Raw genomic sequence first — 21,389 nt, forward strand, 5'->3', positions numbered from 1 at the left:
TGCGGGAGCACGCAGTGCAGAGCAATTCGGTATCAGAGGGGTCAAAAGCTTTTGACCCCAACATCATATTTTATAGCAATACTGCCCTTATCTCCGGTTCGCCTTCTCCACATGCACGCTCTTACCTTTGATCTTCACATGGTTCATTGCGTCCATAACGATATCAGCCTGCTCCTTCGGAACTTCCACGAAGGTATATTTGTCATACATATCGATACTTCCGACGAGACGGCCCGGGATTCCGGATTCACCGGCGATGGCTCCTAAGATATCGCCCGGCTTCACGTTCTGGTTCTTTCCGAGGTTGATGAACAGTCTTGTCATGCCGCCTCTGGCATTCTTTCTGTCCATGTACTCCTCATCATCGCCTCTCTGGCGTCTGCGTCCGTTTCTTCCGCGGTCATTTCTTCCGCCGCGTCGGTCGAGATCGTCAAGGTCACGGAGCGGTCTTCCCTCATCCGCGATATCCTCGTAATCGTCGCCCATGGCCATCTTCAGGAACGCTGCCGCAAGCTCTAAGGAAGTGTAATCCTCAGCAAGAAGACGCTTCTCGATAATATCTGTCATGCGCTCTAAATTGCTGTCGTCACCGATATGCTGCTGAACATCATCTAAGATCTTCTCCGCCTTGATCGCAGTCACATCATCTAAGGACGGGATCGGCTGCGGAACGATTTTTGTCTTGCAGAATCTCTGGATGTCGCGGAGCTTGTAGACCTCGCTTCCCACCGCAAGGCTGAATGCGCGTCCTTCTCTTCCGGCACGTCCGGTACGTCCGATACGGTGTACATAGTACTCGTCATCCTGCGGAATATCGTAGTTAAATACGGCTTCCACATCGTCAACGTCGATACCTCTCGCCGCAACGTCCGTCGCAACAAGGATCTCGGTAGCGCCATTTCGGAAGCTTCCCATTACACGGTCACGCTGCTCCTGCTTTAAGTCTCCGTGAAGACCTTCCGCAAAGTATCCGCGGCCCTGGAGTGCCTGCACCAGCTCATCCACCTGCTTTTTCGTGTTGCAGAACACAACGGAGAGCTTCGGGGAATAGAGATCCAGCAGACGACACATAACTTCCACTTTGTTTCTCGGTTTTACTTCATAATAATACTGGGTCACCTTCGGAACCGTCAGTTCCTTCTTTACGACCTGAACCATCTTCGGGTCCTTCTGGAACTTCTGGGCGATCTGGGCGATCGCGTGAGGCATTGTCGCGGAGAACATTACGGTCTGGCGCTCCTCAGGAAGCTCACCGAGGATCGTCTCCATGTCCTCGAGGAATCCCATGTTCAGAATCTCGTCCGCCTCATCGAGAACCACCGTGTGGATCGCGTCGGTGCGGATCGTCTTTCTTCTCATATGATCCATCACACGTCCCGGGGTTCCAACGATGATCTGGACACCGCCCTTTAAGGAGCGGATCTGTTTTACGATCTCCTGTCCGCCGTAGACCGGGAGGATCTTGATCCCGGACATGTATTTCGCAAGGCGGCGAAGCTCTTCCGCTACCTGGATCGCAAGTTCTCTCGTCGGGCAGAGGATCATTGCCTGTGTCTTTCTGTTTTCCGGGTCCATCTTCATGAGAAGCGGAATTCCAAAAGCTGCGGTCTTACCGGTTCCGGTCTGCGCCTGGCCGATCATGTCATGGCCTTCCATCTCAACCGGGATCGCCTGGGCCTGGATCGGGGACGCCGCCTCAAATCCCATATCTGTAACTGCGCGGAGGATCCGCGGGTCTAAATTAAGTTCGTCAAATCTGATTGTTTCCATTCAATATCCTTTCTATGTTGTCTGCATAACGATTCCATGCCAGGATACATTCATTCGACGACTCCTACGGACTCCCAGATCTCTATACCGGTCACAGAATTCTATATACAATACTGACGGCTCGTTAATATTTCAAGCCATACAGGGTGCAAATGTAAAATATCTTATAACATAGGGAGGAAAAAGTCAAGCGACGATGTCTAAAAAAACGGAAGGGCAGGTACTTTTTTAAGTACCATGCCCTTCCGGGGTGTATGTTAATTTAAACCAGTATCAAGCCTCTTTTTTGTGGTAGCACAGATATCCAAACGCCGCCGCAACGCCCACCGAGTAGATCACGAAGGTGCAGGCAAACGGAAGCTTCGCATTCACAGAGTAGATAAATCCCGCTGTCAGGGAACCCGCAATACTTCCCAATGACTGGGTCGCGTTGAAGAATCCCATGACGAGGTTCTTCTGCTCCGGCGATGCCTGGTCTGCCACCATGTTCTGGAGAACCGGGACGCTGACGGAATAGCCAGCGTAAACAAGGATACTGAACAGGATGAAGATTCCGATCTTCACGGATATCAATGTTCCGATGGAAGCCAGCGCACAGAACGCTGTGAGAACCACCATAGACTTTTTGACGTTCGTCTTCTTGATGATCCAGATACAGAGGCTCATGTTCGCGATAAAGGATACGAAACCGACGCCCGCCTTGATGATTCCGTTGTAGGAGGAAGTCAGGCCCAGCTGTGCCTTTAAGTAGTAGTTAAAAGCCTGGTCGAAACCGGTATTTCCGAAGTTGATAAAGATGTTGATCGCAAACAGGAACACGAAAGCCATGCACATGAAATTCCTGCTGTCGATGAACGCCTGGAATGGGTTCGCTTCCTTCATGAGCTGCTTTGCCGGAATATCCTTTAAATTCGCCGTGCTGTCCGGTTCACAGATAAGGAAGAAAGCAATTGCCACCGCGATCAGGGTTCCCGCCTGGACTAAGAACGCCAGACGCACGGAAAACTCGCCTAAAAATCCGCCTATCATGTAGCCGAAAGCGCTGGCCACGCTCTTGATCGTTGCACTGTATGTCAGGTATTTCCCCTGGTCTTCCGGGTCTGACTTGTTTACGATATAGGTCAGAAAGCTTACAAAGATACCGCCGGTGAAGAGTCCCGCGAACATTCTCGCGAGAATGATCATGAGTTCCGTCGTAGCGTAGGCAAACCATACCTGGGCCACACCGTATCCCAGACAGCAGATCAATAAGGAAAGCCTTGAAGAAATATAGTTATTGATCTTACCCCAGAACGGAGATAACAGGAAGTTTGTGATCAGCATAACTGCTAACGCCACTCCAAACATGTAGTCGTGGAGCTGCAGCTCCTGGATTACCGTCGGTGTGACCGGGTGGGCAAAGTTGGCCGCCAGGTTAAATACGATCATGGCAGTGAAAAAGGCAGCAAATCTCAATTTGTACTTCATAAGCGTTGTCTTCCTTTGTCTTAATTTTCAGTTCCAGACTTCTGTCATTCTTCACGCCCCACTGAAACTGTTTCGTTTTTTTCGTGTTTTGCTTTATTTTTGCAGAAAATTCACATAATTCAAGTTTAAACTTATATCCGCTGAATGTCAAGCGCAAACAACCGTATGTTCTCTGTAACACTTTATCTGGATTTTTCTCCCCGCAGCAAAGGCACACCCCAAACATCAGGATGTGCCTATTACTCTTAGCTTTCGGTTTCTATTTTCCCGGCATCTCTGCCATAATTTCCGCCATCTCTTTTAACCCTGTAAACACAGCATCCGGCACCGTGTCAGCGTTCTCCAGATCACCGGCCTTCGTCTCCCCGGAGAGCACCAGAATCCCGTGGGCTCCATTTGCCACGCCGGTCTTCACATCAGTATAGAGACGGTCTCCCACAAAGGATATCTTCTCCCGCTCGCTTCCCGTGAGTGTCAGCACCATATCCACAGTTTCCTTAAATGGTTTTCCCACATACTTCGGCTGCTTTCCCGTAGACAGTGAGATTGCCGCGCACATAGCACCACAATCCGGGATAAATCCAGCCCGCGTCGGACAGTTGATATCCAGATGTGTTGCCAGGAATACTGCCCCACTCCGGATGTAGGTACAGGCCCTCTCTAACTTCTCGTAGGTCAGAGTCATATCAAATCCGATGACCACAACATCCGGCATATCCTTTGTGAGGAGAATGCCGTTCTCCCGGAAATTTTCCTCCAGGTCCGGGGTTCCAACTAAGTAAACCCTTTTTCCCGGATAATACATTTTCAGATATTCGATCATCACATCGCCGGATGTAATGATCTGATCCCGGCGGATATGGCAGTCCATTTTCGCCAGCTTATCAATATAGGTCCTCGGAGATTTCGAGGAATTATTTGTAAAAAATACATACCGCTTTCCGAGACGTTCCACCTGTCTTAAAAATTCCAGGGATCCGTCCAGGATCTGCGTGTCCAGATAGAAGGTTCCGTCCATGTCCAGGACGAAAAGCTCTGTCTCCTCCAAAAGTTTTTTTCTGTCCATCTTCCCTTTCTCCCTGCCTTATACCTTGAACCGGTATCCGACACCCCAGATCGTCTCGATATACTGGGGTTTCGCGGTATTCATCTCGATCTTCTCGCGGATCTTCTTGATGTGGACTGTAACGGTCGCAATATCACCGATGGATTCCATGTCCCAGATCTTGGAAAACAGCTCTTCCTTCGTGAAGACGTGGTTCGGGTTCTGGGCTAAGAACGCCAAAAGGTCAAATTCTTTTGTCGTAAAGTTCTTCTCCTCGCCGTTTACATAGACGCGGCGGGCTGTCTTATCGATTTTTAAACCGCGGATCTCGATGATATCGTTCACCGGGGTTCCGCTTCCGATGAGTCTCTCGTAGCGGGACAGGTGGGCCTTGACTCTCGCCACCATCTCGCTCGGGCTGAACGGCTTTGTAATATAGTCGTCAGCACCGAGACCAAGGCCGCGGATCTTATCGATATCGTCTTTCTTTGCGGAGATCATGATCACCGGTGTGTTTTTCGTCTCTCGGATCTTCTTACAGATCTCAAATCCGTCCACTCCCGGCAGCATAAGATCCAGGATAAAGAGGTCGAACTCCTCCGAAATCGCCCGCTTTAAACCGGCTTCTCCGTCATTTTCTATCTCAACCTCGAAACCGGACAGTTCCAGATAATCCTTTTCGAGTTCTGCAATACTCTCCTCATCTTCTACGATCAGAATTTTGCTCATATAAGTTCCTCCTGTTATGGGTATTATATTTTACTGCTGCGCGTCCCCCGCGGTCTTTCTGAGTACAAAGTGGATCTCTGTTCCGATTCCCAGCTTGCTGGTGGCCCAGATCTTTCCTCCATGGTCCTCAATGATCTTCTTTACGATGGAAAGGCCGATGCCGCTTCCGCCCTTGCTGGAATTTCTCGAGGAATCCGTCCGGTAGAAACGGTCAAAAATATACGGAAGCTCTTTCTGTCCGATGCCTTTTCCGTTGTCCTCGATCTCCACCTGGACAAAGTCACCCACATCCAGGATCCGGATATTGATGATCCCATTCTTTTTATCCATGTATTTTAAGGAATTTCCGATGATGTTGTTGATGACGCGCTTCATCTGCTCCGCGTCGGCGATCACCATCACGTCCTCATCTACAAAGTTAAAATAGCCAAGCTCGATTCCTCTCGCCTCGAGTTCCAGTCCTACTTCCTCCACACAGTCGCGGAAGTAGTTTGCCACATTGATCTTCGAGAAGGTATACGGGATCTTATTTGTGTCGATCTTTGAGTAGAATGTCAGCTCGTTGATCAGACGGTCCATATCGTTCGCCTTGTTGTAGATCGTCCGGATATATTTATCCCGCTTCTCCGGCGAGGACGCAACGCCTTCCATAAGACCTTCCGCGTAGCCCTTGATGGCTGTGATCGGGGTCTTTAAATCGTGGGAGATGTTGCTGATCAGCTCCTTGCTCTCCTTATCATACTGGATCTTTTCTTCCGTCGATTCTTTCAGACGGATCCTCATTTCCTCGAAGTTCTGGCAGAGCTGCCCGATTTCGTCATCGTCCTCCACATCGAGAGTGAAGTCCAGATTTCCGTCGCGAATCTGTTTCGTTGCCTCCTGAAGCTTTCCGATCGGCCATAAGATCGACCGGTAGACCCAGGCTGTCAGCATACCGCCTGTGATAAAAAGGATCAGCACACTGCTGAAGAACATCTCTGTGATCAGGGATTTTACCTCCGGGATCACATCCACAACGTTTGTCACAAGGTAGACCGCGATCCGGCTCCCATCTGCCAGTTCAAATTCTCTCTGTTTGATCAGATGTTCCGTATTTTTATCCAGATAATTGCCCCAGGAATCAGAGTCATTGATCTCCGCATAGTCCGATATCTCTCTCTCCAGGCTCGATGCTGTCTCGTCGTTTCCTATATAGATCAGTTTTCCATCCTTCGTCACCATCAGAAAGGAGTGTTTTTCAGTCATCCGGGCATTCAAGTCGCCCAGATACGACTGGTCCGTGAAAATCTCCGGATCCTTCGCGATCTTTTCTTCGATCTCCTTCTGAATGCTCTCAGTCAGGTGGCTGAATACCCGGATCGACGCGCCGGCAGAGAGATCCACCTGGCCAACGTCGTAGGTCTCCCGGAACACCCGGTTCTGATAGGAACTGAGTCCTAACATCGAGATATAGATCAAAAAGATCGGTACCACCGTGATCGTCAGAAATGTGATAAGTAATTTTGTACGTATTTTCATGAGCGGCTGCGCGCTCCCTTCTTATTTTTGTCCGCCAGTCTGAGATGACATACCGGCTTTCTGATCGCTCCGCACTACGTGCTCCTACGTCTGTGCCCCGCACCGGCCAGTGCAAAGCGATCCGGTATCCGATGGGGCAAAGGATCCTTTGACCCCAACAGCATATGATAAGTATAACACAACTCTTGTGGGTAATTTATAAAAGTATTCTAAAAAAGAATGTACCTTGGCACATTCTCGCGCCTCGCGCGGTCGCTTGCGACAGTCTACACCTTCGCGCGAGTGCGCATCTTTGGCGCATCTTTGGCACGTCAGTGCCTTTTTATGTAACAGGGAATTCCTCAGAATTTCCTGTTACATAAAAAAGCGGCGCAGTTTCCTGACATTTCCGGAAACTGCGCCGTAGCTTTTCGATCATTTCTGTCCCTGCACATCCATGATCGTTCTATTCTTTTTCTCTATTACAGATACTTCTTTAAATCCTCAACCTTGTCAAGCTTCTCCCACGGAAGATCGATATCTGTTCTTCCGAAGTGACCGTATGCTGCGGTCTGCTTGTAGATCGGACGGCGGAGATCAAGCATCTTGATGATTCCTGCCGGGCGGAGATCGAAGTTCTCACGGATGATCTCGACTAACTTCTCGTCGGATACCTTTCCGGTTCCCTCTGTCTCAACCATGATGGAGGTCGGATGAGCCACACCAATCGCGTAGGAGAGCTGGATCTCGCACTGGTCAGCAAGGCCTGCCGCTACGATGTTCTTTGCAACGTAACGCGCTGCGTATGCTGCGGAACGGTCTACCTTTGTGCAGTCCTTTCCTGAGAAGGCTCCGCCGCCGTGACGGGCATATCCGCCGTAGGTGTCAACGATGATCTTTCTTCCGGTCAGTCCGCTGTCTCCATGCGGTCCACCGATCACGAAGCGTCCGGTCGGGTTGATGAAGAACTTTGTATCTGCGTCTACCATCTCCTGCGGAAGGATCTCATCAAATACATATTTCTTGATGTCCTCATGGATCTGCTCCTGAGTCACATTCTCATCATGCTGTGTGGAAAGAACGACTGCATCGAGGCGGAACGGCTTTCCGTTCTCATCGTACTCAACTGTAACCTGGGTCTTTCCGTCCGGTCTCAGGTACGGAAGAGTTCCGTTCTTTCTGACCTCGGTGAGACGTCTTGCAAGCTTATGCGCAAGAGCGATCGGATACGGCATGTACTCCGGGGTCTCGTTTGTAGCGAAACCGAACATCATACCCTGATCACCAGCACCGATTGCATCCAGCTCATCGTCTGTCATGTTGTTCTCTTTCGCTTCAAGCGCCTTGTCAACACCCATGGCGATATCGCTGGACTGCTCGTCGATCGCAGTGAGAACACCGCAGGTATCACAGTCGAAACCATATTTTGCACGGTCATAGCCGATCTCACGGACGGTCTCGCGGACGATCTTCTGGATATCCACATATGCCTTTGTTGTGATCTCGCCCATTACCATAACAAGACCTGTTGTTGTGCATGTCTCACATGCAACACGGCTCATCGGATCCTGTTCCATTAACGCGTCGAGGATCGCGTCGGAAATCGCGTCGCACATTTTGTCCGGATGTCCTTCAGTTACGGACTCGGAAGTAAATAATCTTTTTTCCATTGTAGCTCCTTTCAAGTTGTAGGAAGGCCGCACCTGCTCTCCGCAGTTACGGCAAAACAAAAGTCCGCTCATGCTAAGCGGACTTGACTGGTTTACGTGGTCAAATCCTCTTATTGCTCGATTTACTCGCTCAGGTTGGCACCTTCCTGCCCTCTCGCATCTGCGATTAACAGGGGTTGCCGTGACTTCACCGGTCCTATGTACCTCCATCACTCTGAATAAGGGATATTGCGAACTTTTTTAAGTTTATTATACTGTGAGCCACCCAAAAAATAACCCACGGACTGTATCTTATACGATTCATACGTGAATGTCAAGCGGCAATCGCAAAAAAGCCCGAAAATCCTGAGAAATCGGGAAAATTTCCCGGTATACCAGAACCTTCGGGCTTTCAAATTCTCATCAGCCGACTCTCAGTCTGAATTTCTGCGCTTCCTTCTCGGAATCCACGCGCTCGATCACAGCACCGAGAGAGCGGAGCTTCTCTTCAAAATTCTCGTAGCCGCGCTCAACATAGCCGATCTCGTCCACAGTCGTGTATCCATCTGCGGCAAGACCTGCAAGCACAAGAGCCGCGCCTGCGCGAAGATCCGGCGCAACGACCTGAGCCCCTGTGAAGCTTCCGACACCGTCAACGATGGCAACACTGCCTTCCACCTTGATATTCGCGCCCATGCGGGAAAGCTCATCCACGTATTTGAAGCGATTCTCAAAGATACTCTCCGTCACAACACTTGTCCCATCTGCCAGGGCAAGCGCCACGGTCATCTGCGGCTGCATATCAGTCGGGAATCCCGGATACGGGAGTGTCTTAAAGTTCATGTGACGCTGTCTCGGTTTTCCGACCACACGGATCTCCTCGTCGAACTCAACGACCTCGCAGCCCATCTCGGTGAGTTTTGCGGAGATCGCCTCCAGATGCTTCGGGATCACATTTTTTACGGTAATATCACCGCGGGTGATCGCTGCGGCACACATAAATGTTCCGGCCTCGATCTGATCCGGGATGATCGAATAGTTTGTTCCGTGAAGACGTCTTACACCTTTGATACGGATCACATCCGTACCTGCGCCTTTAATGTTTGCGCCCATACTGTTTAAGAAGTTTGCGACATCAACGACATGCGGCTCTTTTGCTACGTTCTCAAGGATCGTCTCGCCTTCCGCCATCGTTGCGGCCATCATGATATTGATGGTAGCGCCGACAGAAACCACATCCAGATAGATATGACTTGCCACAAGATCGATCGCGTGGGCCACAACAGCACCGCGGACGATCTTCACATCAGATCCCAGTGCACGGAATCCCTTTAAGTGCTGGTCGATCGGACGGCTTCCGATCGTACATCCGCCGGGAAGCGGAACCTCCGCACTCTTATATTTTCCAAGAAGCGCGCCGATAAAATAATATGACGCGCGGATTTTTCTCATATGCTCATCTTCCACGGTCACCGCGTGGATATTTTCCGCATTGATCTTTACAGTATGGCGGTCAATACGCTCAACCTTCGCTCCAAGATGGCTGATTGCCTCTAAAAGAGCATTGATATCGCTGACATCCGGGAGATTATCGATCACAACGTCATCATCGGTCATGATCGCCGCCGCTAAAATTCCCAGAGCCGCATTTTTTGCGCCGCTTATAGTTACTTCTCCTACAAGCGGATTTCCGCCCTTCATGATGTACTGTTCCATTACGCACCTCTATCTATATATCTAAAAAGGGACAGAGCTATCCCGCATTCGTCCCAGCTTGTTTTCGTTATGATTATAACATATCTGGGAAAAATGTAAAGTTTTTCTTAAGGAACGAAACCTATAGGGTTGGCACGCAGCATATGAAATCATACCCCGCTGCCCCAAGCACCTGGTTCGCCGTCTCCATGGACAGCACTTCTGTTGCCCCGCTCTCTGGATGATACACACGGACATGTGTCTGGTCATAGCCGGTCAGGTACATGGACGTTCCCTCTCCAGTGTAGGCTAACACCGGAATGTTCTGTCCCACAAAGTATAACACCTGGATGATCGTGCTGCCGGAGGCGTCCAGAAGGAAGGTTCCATCCTCCATCGTCTGGTTTATCTCAAAGGAATCGAGGTAGCGCTCCATCAGCCTTGACGCCGATGTGATATCCCTGATATAGGAAGCGCTCGCCCTGTTTCCGCGCACCCAGATGATCCGGTCACGTCCCACTGTCACGAATCCCATACTGTTGTACGCCGTCTCCGCCGCGTCCGAGAACTCCACAAACCGTCCGAGGAATCTGCCCCGTCCGTAGGCGTAAAACTCTGTTTCCCTGCAGGCAGCTGTCTCGATCGGCTTTACAGTCTCGCTGCTCTCCGCAAGCTTCGGGGATGCCTGACGGATCTTCTTTGCCGTCTCGATATCCCTGTCGAGCTGGACAAACAGGACCTGTCCTTTCTGATCCGACGCGTACCAGCCGATATCGTCGGTCTTTCCCGGAAGGATCTCCGCGTTGCAGACCAGCGTGTCCGCGGAATATGTCCCGAAGAATCCGTCCTTGCTTGTCACAGTCTTCATATGGATCCGGCTGTCATCCACAGACACCTCGCGGATCCAGGAACCCGGCTTCTCATAGTGCATCACGGACTTCATCTCCCTGTCCACGATATCGATGCTCTTTAAATAGACTCCCATTACACGGCCGTTGGACATCAGGTAATCCCCGCTATCTCCGGTTCCGTAGATGCAGTCATTTCCGACAAAGCCGAAAATTCTTGATACGGACCCCGCCTGTCCGCCGAGCTGGGTCTTGTCCCCGGTGTCGAGGTCCATGATCTGGATCGTCTGGGAATCCCAGATTCCTGTATTTTCCTGCCATGCCGCCCGGGAGTGATCCGCGCTGACCGCAAACTGGTCCTTTGTGAGACCGGAAGCAAGCGCCACATACTCCAGGCTCTTCAGATCGATCCCGTAGATTCCATGGTCCATATAGAAATAGAAGATTCCGTTCGTTCCGCGGTGTGCGAGGACGGAGAGATCGTCCTTCAGCTCCTCAAAAGGTTCCGTGGATGGAATAAAAAATTTCTCCTCCAGGGCATTCTGGTCCATCGCATAGTGATAGTAGGCGATTCCCGTGCTGCCTTCATGGGTTCCGCGGTTCATTCTTCCGTAGACGATAAAATCGATTCCGCCGTCCTCATCCACAGAAAGAATCTCGACGCCATGTTCCGGCACGTTGTCACGGATATCGTCGGATGCTGCGCCGCCGAAGGCGAACACTCTGGCTCCAACATTCTCGCCACTGTCGTATGCCCACAGCTCCCGGCCTGTCACAAACGCTGTGTACTGGCCCCCAGCACTCTTTACGGCATGGACTCCGTCACCGTTTCCGATTCCCAGAATGATCCGTTTTCCAGAGAACAGATCGGAATCTCCTGTGAAGAGCTCCGTCATGGTCCTCTCGTAATCCATCATGTAGATCCGCTGGGATGCCCACTTCATTGTAAAGTTTTCTGTCACCTCGTAGGTTTCCGTCTTCTCGCCATCCTTCGCCGTCACATGGGTCGTGATCTCCACATTGGCGAGATTTCCGGACAGTTCCTTTAATTTCGTGTACGCCTCACCGGTCCGCTCCACGCCCAAAGAGCCCCATGTGAGCTGGGTGAAAGTGTCTTTTAACGTCACAGTTCCCAGTTCCGAACTGTTTGCGCTGGGAGATGTCTCCATATACATGGCCAAGCTCTGGGCATCGCTGTACTTGTATGTCTTTGAGGAAAACTCCTCCGCCAGTGCCAGCATCTCGTTCACATGGCCCTGGTCCTGCTCCACGATCCGCATGTAATACCAGGCCTCGGATCCGTCGGGAAGACTCGCGCAGACGCCGAGAAGATACTCTTTTCCTGTCTCAAGAAGATTCTGGATCAGAAACTCTGCACTTACGGCATTTTCGCTGTCTCCATTTATGGCTGCATCAAGAGATGTGACCTGGGTGCGCTCGATCAGGTCTTCTGTGTCGAGGCTGCGGATCTCATAGCGCAGTCCCTGGATCTTTGTCGTACCGGCAAACCGTACCTTGAGTTTCCGGTCTTCCGGAAGTACGATCAGGCTGCCGCGGTCTGCGGTCACACCGCGCTCCTCCGTCTGGCCGAACACCGGCGCCATCTCCCGGTCTCCCATCGTCGCATAGAGTACCGGAAATTTCGCTTTCTCCATCGCCGTGTACTCCGTGATTCCATGCTCTTCTTTCTTCCCAACTGGGTGTATAAAATAAACGATCACTGCCGCCACAAAAATAAGCAGCAGGATCATGACTTTCTTGCCGGTCTTCATCTTACTGTTCCTCGCTCTGTCTATCTGTCACTGCTCTGATTTTCCATTCTGTTTAAGATCCGTCTCCTGTAGATCTCATTTATAAACAGTACCTGTAAAAGATCCTGTCCTTCTTTACCACCTGCGGTCTCCTCCGGATGGCGCTGTCTCACTTTTGAAAGCTCCCGGTATAAGAATTCCCGGTCCGGGTATTCGTCATACATGGGACTTCCAGGGTATTCCAGAAGATCGCATGCCTCCTCCGCCAGGATCTGGTTCTGCTTTGCCGATGCCGGATAGAGACCTCGAAGATAATCTATCTCTGACCGGGATTCATTTCCGGTCAGCTCCGTTTTTCCGCTCTGCTCCTCTCTACGGTAAAGCATCCAGGGGACTTTCTTTGGCCCTTCGGACGAACAGGTCCTTTCTGGGTTAAAAATTCCGTAACCCTTTTTTACTTCCAGGGGATATCCCCGGTAAATCTTCTCCATAAAAACGTTCCCGCTCCTTTGCTGATCCCTATACAGGATTATCATATGCAAAAAGAGCGGGAAAGCTACCATTTCACTTTACTATGATCGTACCATGATCGGCTGATCAGGCTGTTCTTATCTGTTTGCAGACAGTATTGTAAACGTACATCCTCTCAGCGCAATGCTCTTAGAACAGTTTCTTCGGGTAAACGCCTGCATCTACCAGCTTCTGGATTGATGCGACAACTGCCGGTTTGTCTTCCTTATAAGTAACTCCAAACCATTTATCCTTTGTCTCAAGCACACGGACAGTTCCTTTTCCACTGTGGATGCACTCGTCGATCACTGCCGGAAGAAGATACTCCGCCTTCAGATCTCCCTCTTTCACATTAGAAAGGAACTCCGGGAATCCCTTTTCCAGTTCCTTTACGAAGGATGCCGGGAGACCGAACATGTTCATGGAGACATGCTGATCTTCTGACACGATAACCGGATTCCCGTCGTGGTCTGCCGCGTGCATGCCGTCCTCGGCCTTATATACATCATATGTCTCTGTGACCTTGGAGAGGTATCCATTATTGTCCACAGTGCACACGCCGCGGGTTACAGGACCGTTTTCGCTTAAGGTGTTGGAGAGGATAAATCCTGCCATACACATATCGAAGGTGTCCTTCGTATCATCCATCTCATTTACCATGTAATCATGGACGATCCTGAAACCTTCTTTTCCATAATAGTCATCTGCATTGATGACAAGGAACGGCTCCTTAATTAAATTTCTCGCCGCAAGGATCGCCTGACCGGTTCCCCACGGTTTTTTTCTTCCTTCCGGAACAGAAAATCCCTCCGGGAGATCATCCATCTCCTGATACGCGTACTCTACCGGAGCGATCTTCTCGATACGATTTCCGATGATCTCCTTGAAATCCTTTTCCAGATCTTTTCTTATAATAAAGATAATTTTATCAAATCCTGCTTCCAGGGCATCATGGATCGAATAGTCCATAATGATCTCACCGCTCGGTCCAACCGGGGCAAGCTGCTTGATCCCGCCGCCAAAACGGCTTCCAATTCCTGCTGCCATGATGACAAGAGATGTCTTTTTCATGTAACAGTCCTCCTTTATCTGATGATTCTTCTCACACTCACTTGAAGACATCATAACACAAACCCCGTGGGTTTTCAATCAGACAAGTGCTTCCCCGCGTTTTTTAAGAAAATCGTAACTGTTATTTTACTTATATATTCTCGAATTTTTATTCATAATCTGCGAACTTCTTCTTTGTAATACCGGATTCTGTAAAACAGCTTTTTCTGTGTGGCAGGAAGCTTGAAAGCTGCGCTTTAAAGTTCGATCATGTCGATCAGTTTCTGAAGTTCGTTGATAAACATGGATGTGTGATATCCGTCAGCGGCTGCGTGGGCGATGTTGACGCAGAATGGCATTGTAAGTATCCCGTCATGCTCTGTGAACTTACCGCAGGTAATAATTGGAAACAGCATCGGGGTTCCGCTCTCTGTGTAGGCGGAATAACCAGTAAAGTTTAACCACGGCACCATGGAGATACAGTAAAAGTTCTGTGGCTGTCCCGGTTTTGCCTTTACGGCTTTTACGTCTTTGTAGGTCTCCATGTCATCTCTCATATTTTTATAGAAGGTTTTAAAGTCTTCCGTGTATCCGGTCCAGACATCGGAGAAGGTATGGTCATCCTCATGGAAGATCGTATAATTCGGATGAAGGATATCGTAGTATCCCGGATTTCCTTCCTTGTCCCGTCCCATGCGGAATTCTTTTGTCACTGCGATCTGTTTTGAGACACAGTAGACAAAGGCAGGATAAAACTTCAGTCCTTTTTCTTTTACCTGCTGGTGCAGCTTCGTGATATCTAAGGACACAGTCACACTGTAGCCGCATTTTAACAGGTTTGTATAATAATCATAATGGGAGTTTCTCTCCCAGGTGGTTCGGTCGATCGGTGTAAATTTCATATGATGAATCTCCATAATTTCTATACTTCCAGTACCTCTGCTCTGCACACTTTTTTGTTGCATGCAATTCCATAGTACAAGATTCTTCTTATACCTTCCTGACGAAATTCATATCCATAGTCTTTATCCTGTATCTGCCTTAACGCTTTTTGAACCATCTCCTCCTCATGACCTGCTTCCGCATATTTCACTTCAATAACAATTCCTGTGCCAGAATTTGAGATCCGGATCGTAATATCACTGAATCCGTCCCCTGACTCCCGGTCGGATCTGACGATCCAATCACTCTTATAACTCAGAATTCCAAGCAGGATTCCCTGATAAAAGTTTTCTTTTCGTGAACACTGTGCAAACGTGTCCCTGATACTGATCGTCTGCCTCATATATTCCGTGAATAAAGTTTCGACCTGTTCAGCATTTCCCGCTTCCAATGCGCTGCAGAATGAATCGGCCATCGTTCCATCGTTCTTTACATTTTTCTGGAACATTTGCAAAATATGTTCTGTGATGATGTTGCGAATCTCCTGATTTGGAATTGCCAGATCATATCGGTTTCCAACCGGTTCCCCTCTCTGCGTTAAATACCCTGTCATAAACAAAGTACTCCAGCGATTGTCCATAGATGAATACAATTCCTTATAGGTAAGTTCCTGATTAATATTTTTTTGAACCGAACCACCATTGACAAGAAGTTCCAGTTCTTCTTTCGTTACTCCCGTCTGATCTTCCAGTCCATCAATAAAATGGTAGATCATTTCATTTCCGCTTGTATTCAGCCAATAATTCTGAGGCGGAAGATATGGATCTTCAATATGGTCACTGCAATAATTGATCACATCCCACGGACAATAAACATCCGCTTTTCCGAATCGGTATCCATCATACCAGTTCTTTACTGTTTCATAATCCAAATCCAATTCGTAATAGTGAAGCATATCTCTCACTTCATCGTCTGTAAAACCGAAACATTCATCAAATGCAACTTTTGTGATTGGAAATATTTTAAAATTATTAAGTCCTGTAAATATACTTTCCTTCGCTACACGCAGACACCCGGTCAGAACCGCAAATTTCAAACTATCATTTGTTTTCAGAACATTCTCAAATAAGTTCCGAATCAGCAATGCCATCTCGTCATAATATCCATTCTCATTTGCCTTTGCCAGCGGAACATCATACTCATCAATAAGGACAATAACTTTTCTGCCATAGCTTCGTTCGAGCAATTCCGAAAGTTCCTTTAAGCTGTATACAAGTGTATCCTGCGTCATACCGCGGTCCATTAATTCTTCAAACATCTTTTTGTCGACATCACTGAGTTTCTGGCTATCCAGGGAAATAAATGCCCGCCTCGTCTCTGCATTCATAATTTTTATAAGACTGCTGCAGGCACCTGAAAAATCACTGGCATTTACACCTTTCAGGCTGATGGAGATCACAGGGAACTGACCCATATATTTTTCACATAGTGCTGACTTCTGCGAAATATACAATCCCCGGAAAAGTTCAGGGTCCGCCCCAATTTCAAAGAAGCTGCGGAGCATACTCATATTCAGTGACTTTCCGAAACGCCGCGGGCGTGTAAATAGATTAGCCTTTCCCCACTGGTTCAAAAGCTGCTCGATCAATTTTGTTTTATCTACATAATAGAAATCATCTCTTCTTATTTCTTCAAAATTTTCGATTCCAACCGGAAGTTTCAGAAGCTCTGTCATATGTGTCTCCTCCTTTCCCTGTGCTGTTTTCTTCATTTTACCATCTGGCATTTACACATGCAAGTTGAATCATTTCACTCCATTCATCTTCACTTAATCCTTTGGAAATATCCAAAGAGTACGAGTAATTCCCATCTGTCCAGACAGCCAGAGTGAAAACATCATTCTCGCCTTTCAATGTCACAGGATTCGCTCCAACCATAATTTCTTTTACGCTGGAATACACATTATAATCTCCGGAGACATCATCCGTTCCCATGCCCTTTCGGAATACGGCTGTCTCGCCTTCTCCGGTATACTCGATCTGCGCCATCTCTCCCCAGTAGGAGATGTATACTTCTTTTTCAACAGTAAACGGGAGTCCCTCCACTTCGTTTACCGGGAAACCTACTGCCGCGGAAAGCTCATCGATAGACTTTACTTCCACCATGCCGTTCGCGATGCTTACGCTTTCTTTCGTTTCCAGTTCTCCCGGTCCCGTGAGCTTCGGCCAGGCGAAGGTGCATACCAGAAGGATCGCAATGCAGGCCGCCGCGGCTGTTATATTTCTCACCGTTCGTCCGCGGAACTGGCGGATCTTTGACTCTTCTCTGCTTTTTGCCGCCTTTTCCGTTTCCAGATTCAAGTTCTCCACATAGCTGAGGATCCGTTTGCGCATCGCCTCGTCTACCTCGATTTTGTTCATGATCTCATCATATTTCTTCAAAATCGTACTCTCCCTTCAGAACTTCCTTAAGCTTCTCCCTTCCCCGGCGAAGATCCGAACGGACCGTCGATTCGTTTCTTCCAAGAACCTTTGCGATCTGTGCCGTCTGATAACCTTCATGGTAAAACAGGTGAATCACCTCCCGGTATTTTACCGGCAGACTCTTTACCGCCTCCCACACAAAGGACAGGTCCTCCCGTTCTTCCGCGACAAGCTCCTCATTCAATTCATCCGTCTCCCGAAGTTTATTATACCTGATTCTGTTTTTGCTCAAGTTCGCAGCGACTCGCAGAAGCCAGGCTTTTTCATGATTCTCACTTTCAAATTCCGGTGCTGTCTTTAAAAACTGCACCAACGTGTCCTGAAGAACTTCCTCTGCATCGCTCATATTATGAAGATATGTATAAGCATAGCGCAGGATGCTGTCTCCAAACCTGGTCAGAATCATTTCCGCCCGGCCGTTCGTCTCCGCCTGATGCATCCGCGCTTCCCATTCTTCTTTTTCGACCATATTCTGCCGGTTTTCGTCCTTTACCCCCGGCATAAAGGCCCAGATAAGGGCTTGCAGCCACCGGAGCAGACGGAATCCCGGCAGCTCCCATGCTGTCCATATTCCCATTCCCATTTTTCTCCCTGTTTTATCAGTATCCTGTCATATGAAGCTCTATCCGTAGTCAGAGCAGTTCACTCCGATATCCATTCTCAGCAGACCTGTCCCGCCATTCCAGTCATCTCATCCGCTGAAATCCCGGCTTCTACATACATAGAATAAGTATAACCATCCTCCGTCCAGGTGGCAAGAAATACCTTATCTTCCTCTCCCTTTAAGGTCAGTTCACGATTTTCCGCCTGAACTTTCTGCTCCTGCGCATAAGCAGTGTAATCTCCGCTGATATCCCCGGTTCCCGGTGTTTTCCGGATTCGTATTTCCTTATCCTCATTATTCCAGAAGATCACTTCGATCGTCAGAGCATCAGCAGAGTCCAGCACCTGGATCATCTTCTTTCCGTATTCTGCCGGAATTTCCGGAAGTTTTAAGTCAAAGCCAGCCATATTTTTCGCCTCCTCCATCGTTTTTACCTCGATCCATGGATTCGCAATCTGAACATTTTCAGATGCCTCCTGTGAGTCTTTCATTGTCTCGATTACTGCAGTCTCCTTTATTTCCTGTTTTCCATTTCCGCAGGCGCTCACGAAAGCCGCCATCATAACTACTGTTGCAAGCATTACTAAATTCTTCTTATACATATTGATTCCCTCACAATTCTTCATTTTGACTCCGGCATTTTTGCCTTTCTACCCTATATACAACCAGCCGAACGAAAATGTTGCGGTAAAAAATATTTTTTCGAATATCAGAATTAAAATGCTCAAAAAGAATATGCCCTGGCACATTCGGGTGTCTCGTGCAGTCGCTTGCGATAACCTACAGCCTCGCGTGAATGCACATCATTGGCACATTCGTGCTTTTTTCATCGGAGAACTCCCCCCGAATTTCCTGTTACAAAAAACACTCTCAGCACAGGCCAATTACGGTCTGTTCCAAGAGTGTCTCTGATGCATATTCCATATTTTATTTTATACGATCTTGCTTCCGTTCGCCGTCATCTTGAATTTCGCTCCGAGCATTTCACACGCACGACGGCACATGAGCATGCGCTGTAAGAAGATCTCGAAGTACTCCAGCATGGAGCAGATGTTTTCGTCGATCCTTAAGTTCAGGGTGATCACTTTCTTTTCCTCATTTACCTTTAATTTTGCCTCTGTAACCGCATAGTTTACGCGGTCGTGGATATCAAAGGATGCCATCTCCTTCTGGCGGACGCGGTTTCTGCGCACATCCGTCTTGTCGGCGATGATGAGCGCCGCGGAGATCGGATCTACAGCTCCGCCCGTTGACTCATCATGGTTTCCGATCGCGGAGACGATGATCGCGCGGTCTGTGATCGGAAGATCCGTCTTTTCCAGGATTTGGGATGCCAGAAGGGCACCATACTCCGCATGGGCATGCCGGTTGATCGCATTTCCCATATCATGCATGAAACCGGCGATCTTCACCAGCTCGATATCGTGATCTGAGTAACCGAATTTCTTTAAGATCATTGCTGCCCGCTCCGCAACCATCGCGCAGTGCGCGTCCGAATGATCTGTAAATCCCATAGTCCCCAGATTGTCGTTTCCTTTTTTCAGGTAAGCTAAAACTTCCTCGTTTTTCTTGATTTCCTTATATGTCATATTCTTTTTCCTCTGCCGCAGTCGACCCAGCTCGTGACTGCTCTTTCTTTTTTCTCTCATTTTCACTTCTATATCATATAGCAGAAAAAAGAAACGAACAATCACACTCCGGTAAAAGAATGTAAAATCTGTGTAAAAACTCATTCTGTGAGATTTCCATCTTAATTCGAGGCGAACCTCCGTGAGGCAGGACGCAAAGTTCATATCTGTGAGACTGGATGCGAAGTTCTTCCGTGGGACAGGATGCAAAGTTCATATCTGTGAGGCTGGATACGAAGTTCATACCGTGAGACAGTATGTAAAGTTCTTCTTGACATATGTACGAAATCGTACTATAATTCTACGTACGATTTCGTACATTCATAACTGTAAAACTGTCCGCTAGAAAAGACACGATTTTCCCCCGCGGGCAGACACAGTAAAAAAACTGAAAGGGCACACGATGAATATTTCACTTTCCGACCACTTTACCTACAAAAAACTCCTGCGGTTCACGTTTCCGTCTGTCGTCATGATGATTTTAACGTCCATCTACGGTGTTGTGGACGGTGTTTTCGTCTCGAACTTTGTGGGTTCCGAGGCCTTCGCCTCCATCAATATCATTATGCCGTTTCTCATGATCCTCGGTGCCATCGGCTTTATGACCGGCACCGGCGGCAGTGCACTGGTGGCTCTGACCTTCGGAACCGGGAATGAAAAAAAGGCAAAGGAGATCTTTTCACTCCTCGTCTACGTTCTGATCGCGGTGGGCTTCCTCTTTACGGTAGGCGGTGAGATTCTTTTAGCCCCGATGGCAAGACTCTTAGGTGCTGATGAGATCCTTCTCCCCTACTGCGTCCATTACGGCCGGATCATCCTACTGGCTCTGATCCCCTTTATGCTGCAGAATGTATTCCAGAGCTTTTTAGTTGTTGCGGAACGCCCGCAGCTCGGACTCCTGATCACCATCGCGTCAGGACTTACAAACATGATCCTCGATGCTTATTTTATCGCTGTTCTGCGTCTCGGCGTTGTGGGAGCTGCCGCCGCAACGGCGATCAGTCAGTCCATCGGCGGACTGATCCCCCTGCTCTACTTTATCTTTCCAAACAGGAGCCGACTCCGTCTCGGAAGGACCCATATGGACTTTAGTGCCCTGTTGAAGGCCTGTACAAACGGCGCTTCCGAGTTTATGACGAACATCTCCATGTCCATCGTAAACATGCTCTACAACTGGCAGCTCATGCGCCTTGCCGGTTCCGACGGTGTTGCCGTATACGGCGTCATCATGTACGTGAGCTTTATCTTTGCGGCGCTCTTTATCGGCTACTCTATGGGAAGTGCCCCGATCGTGGGCTATCACTGCGGTGCAGGAAATAAGAGCGAGTTAAAGAATCTGCTCGGAAAAAGCTTCCGGCTGATCCTGACCTTCCAGATCATCCTGACGATCGTGGCAGAAGCGGGTGCCCCGTTTCTTGCGGGAATTTTCGTCCGCTATAACACGAACCTCTTAGACATGACGGTCCATGCATTCCGCTCATACTCGATCTCTTTCCTGTTCATGGGCTTCAGCATCTACGCATCGTCCTTCTTTACGGCACTCAACGACGGATTCGTCTCCGCTGTGATCTCCTTCTGCCGTACCATGATCTTTGAAACGGGTGCTGTGATCATCCTGCCGTTTTTCCTCGGTGTCTCCGGGATCTGGTATTCCATCATCGCGGCGGAATTTATGGCGGTATGCCTGTCGCTCTTCTTCCTGATCCGGAAGGCAAAGAAGTACGGATACACATAGACCGATAGCCCGTGCAGGCGGATGCAAAGCCCTGCACTGCCCCCAT

The 21,389-nt window shown here is 48.8% G+C and carries 17 protein-coding genes and 1 riboswitch; of the genes, 1 reads left to right on the forward strand and 16 read right to left on the reverse strand.

Translation table 11 applies throughout. The features are described 5' to 3' along the window. Positions 1-87 precede the first annotated feature (87 nt). The 16 genes from GPK83_RS13870 to GPK83_RS13945 all read right to left on the reverse strand — a co-directional run bounded on the left by GPK83_RS13870 (position 88) and on the right by GPK83_RS13945 (position 19,569). The gene (locus tag GPK83_RS13870; RefSeq protein WP_215705038.1) at positions 88-1,770 is read right to left on the reverse strand and encodes a DEAD/DEAH box helicase; all 1,683 of its coding nucleotides are present in this window, start codon (positions 1,768-1,770) and stop codon (positions 88-90) included. 273 nt (positions 1,771-2,043) lie between these two features. Beyond that, complete coding sequence (locus tag GPK83_RS13875; protein WP_015553245.1) at positions 2,044-3,237, reverse strand: MFS transporter; 1,194 nt, start codon at positions 3,235-3,237, stop codon at positions 2,044-2,046. A 259-nt stretch (positions 3,238-3,496) separates the two neighbouring features. Then, positions 3,497-4,303 (reverse strand): HAD-IIA family hydrolase, encoded by an 807-nt coding sequence (locus GPK83_RS13880; protein WP_144364090.1) that lies wholly within the window; start codon positions 4,301-4,303, stop codon positions 3,497-3,499. A gap of 18 nt (positions 4,304-4,321) precedes the next feature. Then, positions 4,322-5,011 carry a response regulator transcription factor gene (locus GPK83_RS13885; protein ID WP_015553243.1) on the reverse strand — a complete coding sequence of 230 codons (690 nt, stop codon included), beginning with the start codon at positions 5,009-5,011 and terminating at the stop codon, positions 4,322-4,324. 30 nt (positions 5,012-5,041) lie between these two features. Next, a complete protein-coding gene (locus GPK83_RS13890) occupies positions 5,042-6,529 on the reverse strand; it encodes a HAMP domain-containing sensor histidine kinase (RefSeq protein ID WP_215705039.1) in 1,488 nt (495 codons plus the stop codon). Positions 6,530-6,990: 461 nt separating this feature from the next. Continuing rightward, entirely contained in the window at positions 6,991-8,178 is a 1,188-nt protein-coding gene (gene metK, locus GPK83_RS13895) for a methionine adenosyltransferase (protein ID WP_015553232.1), read from the reverse strand. A gap of 107 nt (positions 8,179-8,285) precedes the next feature. Beyond that, a riboswitch (SAM riboswitch) is annotated at positions 8,286-8,403 on the reverse strand. 177 nt (positions 8,404-8,580) lie between these two features. Further along, entirely contained in the window at positions 8,581-9,873 is a 1,293-nt protein-coding gene (locus GPK83_RS13900) for a UDP-N-acetylglucosamine 1-carboxyvinyltransferase (protein ID WP_015553231.1), read from the reverse strand. A 121-nt stretch (positions 9,874-9,994) separates the two neighbouring features. Then, the gene (locus tag GPK83_RS13905) at positions 9,995-12,472 is read right to left on the reverse strand and encodes a hypothetical protein (protein ID WP_215705040.1); all 2,478 of its coding nucleotides are present in this window, start codon (positions 12,470-12,472) and stop codon (positions 9,995-9,997) included. A 20-nt stretch (positions 12,473-12,492) separates the two neighbouring features. Further along, entirely contained in the window at positions 12,493-12,837 is a 345-nt protein-coding gene (locus GPK83_RS13910) for a hypothetical protein (RefSeq protein ID WP_133304035.1), read from the reverse strand. Positions 12,838-13,111: 274 nt separating this feature from the next. Further along, on the reverse strand, positions 13,112-14,032 hold the full coding sequence (locus tag GPK83_RS13915; protein WP_015553228.1) for a sugar phosphate nucleotidyltransferase: 921 nt from the start codon (positions 14,030-14,032) through the stop codon (positions 13,112-13,114). Positions 14,033-14,268: 236 nt separating this feature from the next. Further along, complete coding sequence (locus GPK83_RS13920) at positions 14,269-14,913, reverse strand: chloramphenicol acetyltransferase (RefSeq protein WP_015553227.1); 645 nt, start codon at positions 14,911-14,913, stop codon at positions 14,269-14,271. A gap of 20 nt (positions 14,914-14,933) precedes the next feature. Continuing rightward, positions 14,934-16,664: an AAA family ATPase gene (locus GPK83_RS13925; protein WP_252196368.1), complete on the reverse strand. Its 1,731-nt coding sequence runs from the start codon at positions 16,662-16,664 to the stop codon at positions 14,934-14,936. A gap of 1 nt (position 16,665) precedes the next feature. Continuing rightward, positions 16,666-17,334: a hypothetical protein gene (locus tag GPK83_RS13930; protein ID WP_215705041.1), complete on the reverse strand. Its 669-nt coding sequence runs from the start codon at positions 17,332-17,334 to the stop codon at positions 16,666-16,668. Next, positions 17,321-17,953: a sigma-70 family RNA polymerase sigma factor gene (locus GPK83_RS13935; RefSeq protein ID WP_252196369.1), complete on the reverse strand. Its 633-nt coding sequence runs from the start codon at positions 17,951-17,953 to the stop codon at positions 17,321-17,323. The genes GPK83_RS13930 and GPK83_RS13935 overlap by 14 nt, the downstream gene beginning before the upstream one ends. A gap of 83 nt (positions 17,954-18,036) precedes the next feature. Next, positions 18,037-18,582: a hypothetical protein gene (locus GPK83_RS13940; RefSeq protein ID WP_215705042.1), complete on the reverse strand. Its 546-nt coding sequence runs from the start codon at positions 18,580-18,582 to the stop codon at positions 18,037-18,039. 330 nt (positions 18,583-18,912) lie between these two features. Further along, positions 18,913-19,569 (reverse strand): HD domain-containing protein, encoded by a 657-nt coding sequence (locus GPK83_RS13945; RefSeq protein WP_215705043.1) that lies wholly within the window; start codon positions 19,567-19,569, stop codon positions 18,913-18,915. A gap of 442 nt (positions 19,570-20,011) precedes the next feature. On the opposite strand from GPK83_RS13945, the gene GPK83_RS13950 reads away from it, so the two are divergent. Continuing rightward, positions 20,012-21,343, forward strand: a complete 1,332-nt coding sequence (locus GPK83_RS13950) for an MATE family efflux transporter (RefSeq protein WP_215705044.1) — start codon at positions 20,012-20,014, stop codon at positions 21,341-21,343. Positions 21,344-21,389: the final 46 nt, after the last annotated feature.

It is taken from the genome of Clostridium sp. MCC328 (assembly GCF_018785465.1).
GTDB classification, from domain to species: Bacteria; Bacillota; Clostridia; order Lachnospirales; family Lachnospiraceae; genus Pilosibacter; species Pilosibacter fragilis.

What these genes read in the sequence shown, in the direction of transcription:
- GPK83_RS13870 (WP_215705038.1), bottom strand. Translation starts at nt 1,770, where the DNA reads ATGGAAACAATCAGATTTGACGAACTTAATTTAGACCCGCGGATCCTC.
- GPK83_RS13875 (WP_015553245.1), bottom strand. Translation starts at nt 3,237, where the DNA reads ATGAAGTACAAATTGAGATTTGCTGCCTTTTTCACTGCCATGATCGTA.
- GPK83_RS13880 (WP_144364090.1), bottom strand. Translation starts at nt 4,303, where the DNA reads ATGGACAGAAAAAAACTTTTGGAGGAGACAGAGCTTTTCGTCCTGGAC.
- GPK83_RS13885 (WP_015553243.1), bottom strand. Translation starts at nt 5,011, where the DNA reads ATGAGCAAAATTCTGATCGTAGAAGATGAGGAGAGTATTGCAGAACTC.
- GPK83_RS13890 (WP_215705039.1), bottom strand. Translation starts at nt 6,529, where the DNA reads ATGAAAATACGTACAAAATTACTTATCACATTTCTGACGATCACGGTG.
- metK (WP_015553232.1), bottom strand. Translation starts at nt 8,178, where the DNA reads ATGGAAAAAAGATTATTTACTTCCGAGTCCGTAACTGAAGGACATCCG.
- GPK83_RS13900 (WP_015553231.1), bottom strand. Translation starts at nt 9,873, where the DNA reads ATGGAACAGTACATCATGAAGGGCGGAAATCCGCTTGTAGGAGAAGTA.
- GPK83_RS13905 (WP_215705040.1), bottom strand. Translation starts at nt 12,472, where the DNA reads ATGAAGACCGGCAAGAAAGTCATGATCCTGCTGCTTATTTTTGTGGCG.
- GPK83_RS13910 (WP_133304035.1), bottom strand. Translation starts at nt 12,837, where the DNA reads ATGCTTTACCGTAGAGAGGAGCAGAGCGGAAAAACGGAGCTGACCGGA.
- GPK83_RS13915 (WP_015553228.1), bottom strand. Translation starts at nt 14,032, where the DNA reads ATGAAAAAGACATCTCTTGTCATCATGGCAGCAGGAATTGGAAGCCGT.
- GPK83_RS13920 (WP_015553227.1), bottom strand. Translation starts at nt 14,913, where the DNA reads ATGAAATTTACACCGATCGACCGAACCACCTGGGAGAGAAACTCCCAT.
- GPK83_RS13925 (WP_252196368.1), bottom strand. Translation starts at nt 16,664, where the DNA reads ATGAAGAAAACAGCACAGGGAAAGGAGGAGACACATATGACAGAGCTT.
- GPK83_RS13935 (WP_252196369.1), bottom strand. Translation starts at nt 17,953, where the DNA reads ATGGGAATATGGACAGCATGGGAGCTGCCGGGATTCCGTCTGCTCCGG.
- GPK83_RS13940 (WP_215705042.1), bottom strand. Translation starts at nt 18,582, where the DNA reads ATGTATAAGAAGAATTTAGTAATGCTTGCAACAGTAGTTATGATGGCG.
- GPK83_RS13945 (WP_215705043.1), bottom strand. Translation starts at nt 19,569, where the DNA reads ATGACATATAAGGAAATCAAGAAAAACGAGGAAGTTTTAGCTTACCTG.
- GPK83_RS13950 (WP_215705044.1), top strand. Translation starts at nt 20,012, where the DNA reads ATGAATATTTCACTTTCCGACCACTTTACCTACAAAAAACTCCTGCGG.